Raw genomic sequence first — 9,939 nt, 5'->3', positions numbered from 1 at the left:
CCTCATCAAATGATTTAGATAACGGTTTAACATACCTACAAAAATGATAAAACGTGAACTCGGTTACGAGTGGCATTAAGCTTTGATCGGCAAAATCATTAAGAACACAAAAGTGATCATTATCGAGAGATTTTCGTGATCAAAGCTTAATGAGAATAAGTGATCAAAGTTAATGCCATTGGGTGATCAAAGCTGGGGAGAATATGCACTTTTTTAATTGAATTTGGCTGTAGGAGTTACTCTACAGCCTTGTTTGGCATTCAAGGGGGAGTATGATTAAATTTAAAGTAGTTAGCATAATTACAGCAGCTATTGCATTCACTTTGTGTTTGGTTCTTATACTTATTCCGGAAGTATTATTTATGTTGTTTAATATTGATGAAAATAACTCTGCTTTCTTTATCGGTAGAAGGGCTGCAATGTTATTTCTCGGAATATCAGTGTTTAGTTGGTTTGGCCGAAATGCTGAGCATTCAGAATCTAGGCAGGCTATATGTTTGAGTCTTTCCGTTTCTATGTTTGCATTGGCTTTTCTTGGTAGTGTTGAATATTTACGTGGATTTGCTGGTATAGGTATTTTACTGGCAGTTATTACGGAGGCTAGTATTGCCTTGCTGTATTATAAAATATGGTTAAGTTGTAATAATGTCTAACAAGGTCTTAAACATAAATTTAGAATCCGAGTTGGGCTTACAAAAAACAGAGATTACTCATGGTTAACGTATATTTATTTACAGATGATTATGACCGACTATTTAATTTTTATCATAAGACTTTAAAATTTAAGGATCTGGACTGTGTTCTAACCTTTCCTGAAAATGATAATGCCGGAATATGGCTATTAAATTCACACGGAAATCCTACCGGATTGAGCTATTTCGGCTATGAAGTAAAAACTAACTTTTTATCCTATTGCGATAGCCTTATTTCACTTGGCGTAAAATTTGAAATGGTTTGGAGTCAGCCAAGTGGATATGTAGCAAGGTTCTTTGATTCTGATGGAAATACGATTCAAATTACATCTGAATGCTTTGATGATACTAATGAGGTAGACACTAGTAAGTGGGTTTTCTTTAATACTATCAAATAATTGCATAAAATCGTAAATAAAAAAATGAGTTCTTAGCTCCATAAAAATCCTTAATTACTATAATGACGAACCAAGGAGAAACTAGTAAAAAATTGAATCAAAAGATTAATTTGATTATGGTTGCTCAGCAGTAAAATAAATTTAAACGAGTCATTTTTTAGGCTTGTTAGTTTCATTTATGTAGCCTTCACTTTTTAACTAGGTGGGGAAACTACTTTTTATGAGCTGTATTTATCTAAAATTTCTTCATAAATAATAGGGTTAATGGGATGTCAATGTACTCTCAAGAGTTTAAAACTGAGCTTAAAAAGTGTAATATTTTTAAAATTAAAAGTCCCAAAGGTGGGCACTATAACGACCGTTTTGAACTTAATGCTATTATTGAAGCAGAAAATGAAGCTCAGTTGTTAAATTATTTAGAACGGTTAGGCGTTTGTCATACCGTCCATAATGAAGAACCTAAACAATGGTGCCCACCGCCAATAGTATTAAATGGCACAAAAAAATGGATTGAATATAATGCCCAATGTGAATGTTTTGGCTATAAAACTTATGTGCATATAGGAACTACCAACCTTACAATTGAGTTTAATTTTAATTCCGACAATCTCTATGAAGTATCAATTAATGATTTAAAAAGAGCTGTAGAATTTGAAAAGACATTAAAATTAAATGGCTTTGTCTCTTAAGGTAACCAAGCTTATCGATTAACGTTAAGTTACAAGAAAGAGGTCATCTTCTTAAAACTAACAACGTATACGGATTGTTCTTTCGCCATAGGAATTACTAATATTTCAGGTCGCGTCGGCGGAAAAATTATAAATTAACAAACCCATCTACTTCTATTTGTTTGTTGGGTCTAAAATGGTTTTCGTATTGAAGGTGTAAAATGCCTAGGCTAACTAATAAAATGCTTGATGAAATGCAGGAAAATGTAGTGGATTTTGAACTGATTTTTGGTATTGATAATCCCAATTACTTGCCTTACTGGACTGCTTATATGAGAAATGACGAGCGCAGACAGTTCTTATTAAATGAAGGCTCAACATTTTTAGATTTTAATAAGGAAATGCTCGAACATGATTTTGATTGGTTGCAATGGGAAGCAACCACTTGAAAATAAAGCACAATGAAAGACATGATAGTAGTACAGTTTTTTAATGTTAAACAACTTCATAGTCTCGTTAATTTTTAAATCGCTTATGTGAATTGCGCGCCCAACTTTTGACTTACACGGGCGCATCTTGGGCATATTTGGTAAGCAGTAAATAAAAAGCTGAGCTTAATGGGACTCAAAATGAGCTCTCTAAACTGATAAAATATAACCAATAATCTTCGAGTGGCGATTACATTGCACAAATATGTGATTTATCTTACACATAAGGCTTCAGATTGCTCGGTAAATGGTAATGGTAATTCACATTTATAATTACCCCCCATAGCATTTATTTCAAATGCTAAGTTATTACCTTGCCAATTAAAGTTTTCAAACCACCAGTTGCCGTCTTTTCCTATAAGATCAATGATTGAGTCGTCCGTTTTATTTATGGCACTACAAACATGTTTAATGTTTGTTGGGCCATCAAATAGGGATGTACTGTAATGCTCAATGGTAAAACATGGGTTCATTTCAGAATTATTAAGAATAAGACGAAACAGACCTTCTGCTTCTTTTACATTGCCAAACTCTATATGTTTAACAGCAGGAGGGATGACAACCTCATTCTTTTTTACCGCTTTTTGGTGCTCTGCTTTAACGTCTTCTTCCTTTTTGGGTTTGTTTTTTAGCTCACAACTAATCGTCATATTTGACAGTTCTATAGTACAAGCTTGATCAGCCCAATAGGCAGCAACAAAGAAATATAATCGGTGACCTGAAAAATTAATATCAAAAGGGTAGATGTTAGGATCATCAGCTAAATTAATGCCTTTGGTGATCTGACAAAAGCGGACCTCTTTATGGGTTGTTAGGTTTTTAACCTGAATACAAGGAGCGCCATTTTTTATATAAGCGGCAAACTCCGGTTGCTGATCATCTCTGAAGTTGTCTGTTGCATAGAACTTATATTGACTAATGTCATCGGCTTTAGCGACACTGGCGATGAGTAAAATAAGTAACACACATATCTTTTTCATTTTTTATAAGCCTTATAGCTAATCAGGGGTTTTTATAAAAAAACGGAACAACACTTTAACTATTTTAAAGGTTTTTGCAATAGAGTTGTTATGGTGGGTATTTTGAAAGACTAATAATTTATGTCATATCTTTGATAGTTAATGGGCGTCTCTTATTTCACTAGGTAGTTTGGAGTTGTAATTATTTGGTTCATATTAAAAAACACCAAATCACACTAACCACTTCAAAAGCCGTTAATCACTAAACGATTGAATCAAAATAGGAATTCGGCTATGGTTGATACAATAATAAAAATAAATTAAAAACGAGTTATTCTACAGATTCATTAGGGCTTACTAAAAACAGTTGCAAGGATGGTGAAATGGTTAGGTTTTATCTGGTTCTTACTTTATTAGGAATTTTACTTCCTTATGGCGCCTTTGTTCCTTGGCTAGTTACAAATGGTTTAGATCTTGGTCTCTTGTTTAATGACGCGGTGACAAATTCTATCAGCGTATTTGCTTGGCTTGATGTTGTAGTGTCTGCAGTTGTTTTGTTGGGTTTTATCATTGTCGATGGTCGCAGAAATAAAGTGACATATCGATATTTTGCTGTGCTGGGCACGTTGTTTGTGGGTGTGTCGTTTGGGCTTCCACTTTATCTTTACCTCAAAGAAAAGCAGTCCCTTGAATCACAGCCCTAACAAATAAGTTATGGCGTCAATAGCTATCTTCAAGTATCTGGCGCTTTCCGCATTTTACTACTTACTAGCACTGAATTTAAAATCGCCATCATTTTCCAGATGTAAGCAATGAGACGTAGTTACTGGTGTTAGCCCTATTTTTAGCGCTATTGGTACTTCAATGGTGTTATTTATTTAGATACTAATACCATTTATAGAGCTTTGTATTATGAATATTAAATGTAAAAAGCAGACAGAGCTTTTTTACTTTTATAAATACCATACAACTGGTCGGATCTGAAAAAGGCGTTAATTAAAGTAAAAAGCCTTTTTAAAATCTAAAACATAAGATTACACATTCATGGCTTTTTGTTTCCTAGCGCTATCTATTTTATGCGTTTTTCCATTTTGTAAGATAGTAATTTTGCGCCAACCAATTTGGCAATACTTGCTGCTGCTAAGTGTTATAACTGCCTATCATCAGGAATATATAAACTTATACGCAGTTGTTGTTATTGTGTTTTATTTAGGCTTATTGCACTTTTCGGTATCTGCAACCTCTGCGTTAATACGCAGTATCTTAACGCCTTTGTTTGTAATAGCCTCACTTGGTTTAGCCTTACATTGGTTCCCCGGTTTTAATAACCAGCCTATTGTTGTTAATGAACAGCTTACTAGCAATGCGATTGCATTTACCCTGTATGCTAATTTCGATAAAGCATTAGCGGGTTTGATGCTGAGCGCTTATTTTTTTACAAAAAATAAAACGCTAAAACCAATAAGGGTAGGGCATCCACTTTCGATTATTGCCATCACGATTTTAGCTGCACTCATCACTGCTTTAATATTGGGCCTTATGGAGTTTGCACCTAAAGTACCCGAATTTTGGTTTTTATTTATAGCAATTAATCTATTTTTTACCTGCGTTGCAGAAGAGGCGTTATTTAGAGGGATAATACAAACTAAGCTTTCGAAAGTGATAACCTCGGCTCGGTTTGCATTACTAGCGCCTGTGATCTCTACTGGTTTATTTTCACTCGCACACTTTTCAGCTGGAGCTAGTTACATGCTAGTGGCAGCTGTTGCAGGTTTTGGCTATGGATACATTTTTTATAAAACTCAGCGTTTAGAGTGGGCTATTTTATGCCATTGGCTCGTTAATGTGTTTCACTTTTTCTTATTTACTTACCCTATGCTTGCAACACCCTCTTATTAAATAACTATATGCTATCAAGTACTGATGGTGTTATTTGTGTATTACCTTAATAAACTTCCCCTCTGCTATTGGTTTATATTGGGCAACATCAAGTGGTACAAGTTTATTACAATCTTTATTACTCAATAATTACTTTCAAAATAAAACAGCCGTTAAAACTATTTAGTTTTAACGTATGAAAATAATATTTTTTGGCTGTTTCAATAGCCTAAAAAGTAATTGGACTATTGAAAAGCTTATGAGCAGGGGTTAATAAATGACTGCCTTTACTGTTCATTTTTCAAATTAGCTGGTTCTAATAAACTAAACGTCGGTAAGCGCCATTTGAAGCGTACCGATGCCATGCGTATTAAATACCCTACAACTAGGCTTGTAATAACGCTGATGTTGTCATCAATGTTGTAGTGGTGTAGTGCTAGATATAAACAAGCTACAATCAGCGCTACGCTGGCGTAAAGCTCATGATGTAATACTAGCGGCGCTTGGCGACAAATTAAATCACGTAATAATCCACCAAATACGCCGGTAACAATAGCAGCGACTACACAAATACCATAGTGCAAACCCATATTAAGCCCCACTTGGCAGCCAATAATACTAAATGCGGCAAGCCCAAGGGCATCTAAACGCATAAAAATGCCTTTAAATTTAACCACCCATTTTGCAAGCCAAGTTGTAATAATACCGGCAACGCAGGTGATCAATAAATATTCTGGATGTTTTACCCAAGTTAAAGGGTAATTGCCAAGTAAAATATCGCGTACGCTGCCACCACCAATTGCTGTGGCACTGGCTACTAACATAACCCCAAACCAATCCATGTTTCTGCGCCCAGCACTCAGCGCACCGGTCATGGCTTCGGCTGTAATACCAATAATATAAACAATAGTTAATAGCATAAGATATTCACTTGAATTTTTAAGAGCAAAAATAAAAGTGCGATTGTAGAGAGAAACTAATAAAAAGACGAGTGAGAAATTACACTAAAAACGCTCAGTTTCAGATAAAAAAAACTAATGTGAAATCAATGTGTGAATTGGCTGTTAATAGTACGTTGACCTAGCGTGTAATTATAAAAAAATAAGGACAAAAGACCGTAAATAATGTAATAAAATATATGTAGTTAGCTGGAACCTCGTGCAATTAGTCGCGGTGTTAGTAGGGTGCTTTGTACTTGTTCACCACGAATTAGTTTTAGTAAGTTTTCAACTAGCATTTGTCCTGCTATTGTGGTGTTTTGCTCTATGGTTGTGAGTGGCGGGTTTACATAGCTGGCAATCGAAATATTATCAAAACCTATCACGGCTACATCTTTCGGCACGTTAATATTGGCTTCTTTTAAAGCGCGTATTGCACCTATAGCAATCAGATCGCTAGCTGCGAAAAGGGCATTAAAGGTAATATTGTTGGCAATAAGCGAACGTGTGGCATGATAACCAGACTCTTCGGTCGAAATCGCATTCGCTATTTTTCGCTCGCTTAAGGTAATAGCATGTTGTTTTAACTTGTCTTTAAAGCCATTAAAACGGGCAAAAAATTCAGGGCTATGATCAGATGCATCACCAATAAATGCGCAATCAGTTCGGTTATGCGCCAATAAATGCTCAGCAGCAAGTTGGCCGCCGCCATAGTTATCACAGCTAATTGTTAAATCGGCACGATTATCTACCGTTGCTCCCCAACAAACAAATTTGGTGTTTTGTTCAAGCAAGGTATTAAATTTAGGCTGAAAATCAATGTAATCGCCATAACCTAATAAAATAATACCATCAGCACGGTGACTGTCTTCGTAGTCCGCTTGCCAATCTGAGCTTGCAGATTGAAACGATACCAATAAGTCATACCCTTCTTTTGCGCAAGCACGCGTTATGCTGCCGAGCATCGCTAAAAAGAACGGATTGATTTGTGATTCATCTGCTGTGGGATCTTCAAACAGTAACAAAGCCAATGTACTACTTTGTTGAGTTCGAAGGTTACTCGCATTTTTGTCGACTTTATAGTTAAGCTGTTTGGCTACCTCAAAAACACGTTTGCGGGTTTCTTCATTAACCAATGGACTGTTGCGCAAGGCGCGCGAGACAGTGGATTGTGATACCCCTGCGTAGTGTGCAATGTCAAACGATGTAGCTTTACCTTTCATACACAACCTAACTATTTCAAGTAACTAAAGTGCAAATAACTCGTGTTATTCTCGTTTATTTGCTGATTTTTACAAGCTATTTATCAGTAATTTATCAGTAATTTAAAATTTTTATTGATCCAACCCTGACACCGGTGTCATAATGCGGGTGTTTTATCATTTTGTTGTCAAAACGTATTGGCTGCCCATTTAGTTGGGCAGCATTTTTTTATACTAGAGTAACTACTTTGAGGTGATAGCTCAAAGTTTATCTCATAGCGATAGCAAGACCATTGAAATTACAATAATAAGCACGGTTATAGCTAAGTATATAAACCGCTTAGACAAAAGAGAAAACACGATGAACTCCAAGCCAAATTCAGAATTCGATCCTATCTTAGTGGCCGACATCGGCGGCACTAATGCCCGTTTTGCTTTAATTACTGCTTTTAACCTACAAGAAAAACAATTCGTTATTGAGCATAATATCATTTTTCCCAGTGCCAATTTTGGTTCATTGGAAGCGGCAATAACGCATTATTTATCTCAAGTTAGTCATATTCAACCTCGACGCGCGTGTTTAGCCGTGGCTGGACCGATAAAAGCAGGCCAAGTACATTTAACTAATTTAGGTTGGCACTTTAGTGTCGAACAAGTAAAAGCTGAGTTTAATTTAGCTCAACTGGAAGTGATCAACGATTTTGCTGCGTTTGCCTATGCAGCACCTTATTTAGATCCACAACAAAACATTGCAGTTAAAGCAGGACAAGCCGATACTGATGCAAATATTGCAGTCATGGGTCCGGGCACTGGTTTTGGTGCGGCGTGTTTAGTGCGTACTAGCCAATCACGTGCTGTTTTGAGTTGTGAAGGTGGGCATATAACATTGGCATCAGTGAGTGAATTAGATACTCAGCTGATCATCGAGTTACGTAAGCTATTGCCACATGTATCGGTCGAAACAGTATTTTCAGGGCCGGGTATTGCTCATTTGTATCAAGCCATGGCGGCTGTAAAAGGTGTCGATGCTAAGAATTTAACCGCTGCACAAATTAGCGAATTAGCAAATAGTGGTGAATGTGCCATTTGCGATGCTACGTTAAATCAATTTTGTGATTGGATTGGCAGTGTCGCAGGCGATTTAGCACTGGCATTTGGTGCGTTAGGTGGTGTGTATATTGGTGGCGGTATTTTACCGCGTATGCAAGCTCGTTTACTTGCTAGTCGTTTTGTTGAGCGTTTTGGTGCTAAAGGGATCATGTCGCAGTATGTGAGCCAAATACCAGTGACGTTAGTCACACAAGATAATATTCCACTTATTGGTGCTGCTGCATGTTTGCACGTCAATGAGCAGTCATAATACATCGCTCATAGGGGTGTTATTGGGAAGGTTGGATGAAGAAAGTTACAATAAATAGTGTTGCAAGTTATGCCGGGGTCTCTAAAAAAACCGTGTCTCGGGTTTTAAATAATGAACCTAATGTTAGTGATGCAACCCGTGAAAAAGTTCTTAAGGTTTTTAAAGAGCTAGATTACACTCCTAACCCGATCGCCAGAGGTTTGGCGCAAAATCGTAGTTTTATTATTGGTTGCATTTACGATAACCCGAGTAAAAGTTATATCACTCGGGTGCAAACTGGTGCGCTTGCTGCGTGTCAAGAAAACAACTATAACTTGTTGATCCACCCATGTGATTTACGTGGTGATGCGTTGATCAGTAATATTGAGCATTTACTACAATCTTCTCGTCTTGATGGCTTGGTATTGACGCCGCCATTTTCAGATTTTAAGGTATTAGTCGATTTTCTCAAAAGTAAAAAAATTCCGTATGCACGAGTTGCATCAGCAGTGCTTGAAGACGATTCAATTTCAGTACGCAGTAATGATGAGCAGGGCGCATTTGAGATCACTGAGCACTTAATTAAGCTTGGCCATAAAGCGATCGCGTTTATTAAAGGCCACCCAGATCACAGTGCCACTGAGCAGCGTTTCAAAGGTTATCGCAGAGCGCTTAGTACGCACGGCATTGAATTTAATGAACGTTTGGTTGAAGAGGGTAACTTTAGTTATCATTCTGGGGTCGATAGTGCGCGCAGCATTTTAGATTTAACCCCACGTCCAACCGCCGTATTTGCATCAAATGATTACATGGCTGCGGCGGTATTAAAATTGGCAACACAACGTCAATTTAAAGTACCCGATGATATTTCTATCGCGGGTTTTGATAATGCGCCAATTGCTCGTCATATTTGGCCTGGTCTTACTACCATAGCGCAACCGGTTGAAGAAATGACCAAACAAGCGGTTACTAAACTGATTGAGCATATTGGTGATCCGCAAGAGCAACCGTATCAGGTTACGCTTGAAGCGCGATTAATCACACGCGAGTCTACCGCACAAGTTAGATAAAGGCTTTTCACAGTTGCCCGAGTTTGAGTGACGCTTACTCGGGCATTTTTTTGCTTAACAAAGCAGTCTGCATGTTGTTGCTATCTGGGTTTTTTTATCCGCTCATAGGTACTTATACCAATCTGCCAAATTATGTGATCTAATTAGCACACTGATACTTATCTACTTTTACTAAATTGAACTTATACCAATCTGCCAAATTATGTGATCTAATTAGCACACTGATACTTATCTACTTTTACTAAATTGAACTTAGAAAAATCCAAGCAACTTTTAGCTTTATCACGTAAAGAGCCTAATGCGAGAA

At 37.0% G+C, this 9,939-nt stretch carries 11 protein-coding genes; 8 read left to right on the top strand and 3 right to left on the bottom strand.

Annotated features, from left to right (window positions below):
• Positions 1-272 precede the first annotated feature (272 nt).
• The 4 genes from H5232_RS20875 (at position 273) to H5232_RS20860 (ending at position 2,207) form a co-directional block, all read left to right on the top strand.
• Complete coding sequence (locus tag H5232_RS20875) at positions 273-653, top strand: hypothetical protein (protein ID WP_149982415.1); 381 nt, start codon at positions 273-275, stop codon at positions 651-653.
• 59 nt (positions 654-712) lie between these two features.
• The gene (locus H5232_RS20870) at positions 713-1,090 is read left to right on the top strand and encodes a VOC family protein (protein WP_182831441.1); all 378 of its coding nucleotides are present in this window, start codon (positions 713-715) and stop codon (positions 1,088-1,090) included.
• Between the two features lie 269 nt (positions 1,091-1,359).
• Positions 1,360-1,779, top strand: a complete 420-nt coding sequence (locus H5232_RS20865) for a hypothetical protein (protein ID WP_182831440.1) — start codon at positions 1,360-1,362, stop codon at positions 1,777-1,779.
• Between the two features lie 200 nt (positions 1,780-1,979).
• Entirely contained in the window at positions 1,980-2,207 is a 228-nt protein-coding gene (locus H5232_RS20860; protein WP_149982412.1) for a hypothetical protein, read from the top strand.
• A gap of 251 nt (positions 2,208-2,458) precedes the next feature.
• Here H5232_RS20860 and H5232_RS20855 read toward each other — a convergent pair whose 3' ends face one another.
• Complete coding sequence (locus H5232_RS20855) at positions 2,459-3,226, bottom strand: hypothetical protein (protein ID WP_182719543.1); 768 nt, start codon at positions 3,224-3,226, stop codon at positions 2,459-2,461.
• Positions 3,227-3,588: 362 nt separating this feature from the next.
• Between H5232_RS20855 and H5232_RS20850 the strand changes: the two genes are divergently transcribed.
• Positions 3,589-3,909 carry a DUF2834 domain-containing protein gene (locus H5232_RS20850; protein WP_149982410.1) on the top strand — a complete coding sequence of 107 codons (321 nt, stop codon included), beginning with the start codon at positions 3,589-3,591 and terminating at the stop codon, positions 3,907-3,909.
• A gap of 340 nt (positions 3,910-4,249) precedes the next feature.
• Positions 4,250-5,104 carry a CPBP family intramembrane glutamic endopeptidase gene (locus H5232_RS20845; protein ID WP_182762551.1) on the top strand — a complete coding sequence of 285 codons (855 nt, stop codon included), beginning with the start codon at positions 4,250-4,252 and terminating at the stop codon, positions 5,102-5,104.
• A gap of 266 nt (positions 5,105-5,370) precedes the next feature.
• Here the strand turns inward: H5232_RS20845 and H5232_RS20840 are convergent, their stop codons facing one another.
• Positions 5,371-6,003, bottom strand: a complete 633-nt coding sequence (locus tag H5232_RS20840) for a trimeric intracellular cation channel family protein (RefSeq protein ID WP_145233460.1) — start codon at positions 6,001-6,003, stop codon at positions 5,371-5,373.
• A 224-nt stretch (positions 6,004-6,227) separates the two neighbouring features.
• Positions 6,228-7,244: a LacI family DNA-binding transcriptional regulator gene (locus H5232_RS20835; protein ID WP_149982408.1), complete on the bottom strand. Its 1,017-nt coding sequence runs from the start codon at positions 7,242-7,244 to the stop codon at positions 6,228-6,230.
• A 340-nt stretch (positions 7,245-7,584) separates the two neighbouring features.
• Here H5232_RS20835 and glk point away from each other — a divergent pair, with 340 nt between their 5' ends.
• Together glk and H5232_RS20825 are read left to right on the top strand one after the other, a co-directional pair.
• Complete coding sequence (gene glk, locus H5232_RS20830) at positions 7,585-8,583, top strand: glucokinase (RefSeq protein ID WP_145233464.1); 999 nt, start codon at positions 7,585-7,587, stop codon at positions 8,581-8,583.
• Between the two features lie 35 nt (positions 8,584-8,618).
• A complete protein-coding gene (locus tag H5232_RS20825; RefSeq protein WP_145233466.1) occupies positions 8,619-9,632 on the top strand; it encodes a LacI family DNA-binding transcriptional regulator in 1,014 nt (337 codons plus the stop codon).
• Positions 9,633-9,939: the final 307 nt, after the last annotated feature.

The organism is Pseudoalteromonas sp. SG41-5 (assembly GCF_014164495.1).
GTDB classification, from domain to species: Bacteria; Pseudomonadota; Gammaproteobacteria; order Enterobacterales; family Alteromonadaceae; genus Pseudoalteromonas; species Pseudoalteromonas rhizosphaerae.
Note: the sequence above shows the minus strand (reverse complement) of the source record. Positions and strands in the feature narration are given on the sequence as shown.

Excerpts from the sequence above, each read along its gene's own strand:
- H5232_RS20875 (WP_149982415.1), top strand. The coding sequence starts at position 273 with ATGATTAAATTTAAAGTAGTTAGCATAATTACAGCAGCTATTGCATTC.
- H5232_RS20870 (WP_182831441.1), top strand. The coding sequence starts at position 713 with ATGGTTAACGTATATTTATTTACAGATGATTATGACCGACTATTTAAT.
- H5232_RS20865 (WP_182831440.1), top strand. The coding sequence starts at position 1,360 with ATGTCAATGTACTCTCAAGAGTTTAAAACTGAGCTTAAAAAGTGTAAT.
- H5232_RS20860 (WP_149982412.1), top strand. The coding sequence starts at position 1,980 with ATGCCTAGGCTAACTAATAAAATGCTTGATGAAATGCAGGAAAATGTA.
- H5232_RS20855 (WP_182719543.1), bottom strand. The coding sequence starts at position 3,226 with ATGAAAAAGATATGTGTGTTACTTATTTTACTCATCGCCAGTGTCGCT.
- H5232_RS20850 (WP_149982410.1), top strand. The coding sequence starts at position 3,589 with ATGGTTAGGTTTTATCTGGTTCTTACTTTATTAGGAATTTTACTTCCT.
- H5232_RS20845 (WP_182762551.1), top strand. The coding sequence starts at position 4,250 with ATGGCTTTTTGTTTCCTAGCGCTATCTATTTTATGCGTTTTTCCATTT.
- H5232_RS20840 (WP_145233460.1), bottom strand. The coding sequence starts at position 6,003 with ATGCTATTAACTATTGTTTATATTATTGGTATTACAGCCGAAGCCATG.
- H5232_RS20835 (WP_149982408.1), bottom strand. The coding sequence starts at position 7,244 with ATGAAAGGTAAAGCTACATCGTTTGACATTGCACACTACGCAGGGGTA.
- glk (WP_145233464.1), top strand. The coding sequence starts at position 7,585 with ATGAACTCCAAGCCAAATTCAGAATTCGATCCTATCTTAGTGGCCGAC.
- H5232_RS20825 (WP_145233466.1), top strand. The coding sequence starts at position 8,619 with ATGAAGAAAGTTACAATAAATAGTGTTGCAAGTTATGCCGGGGTCTCT.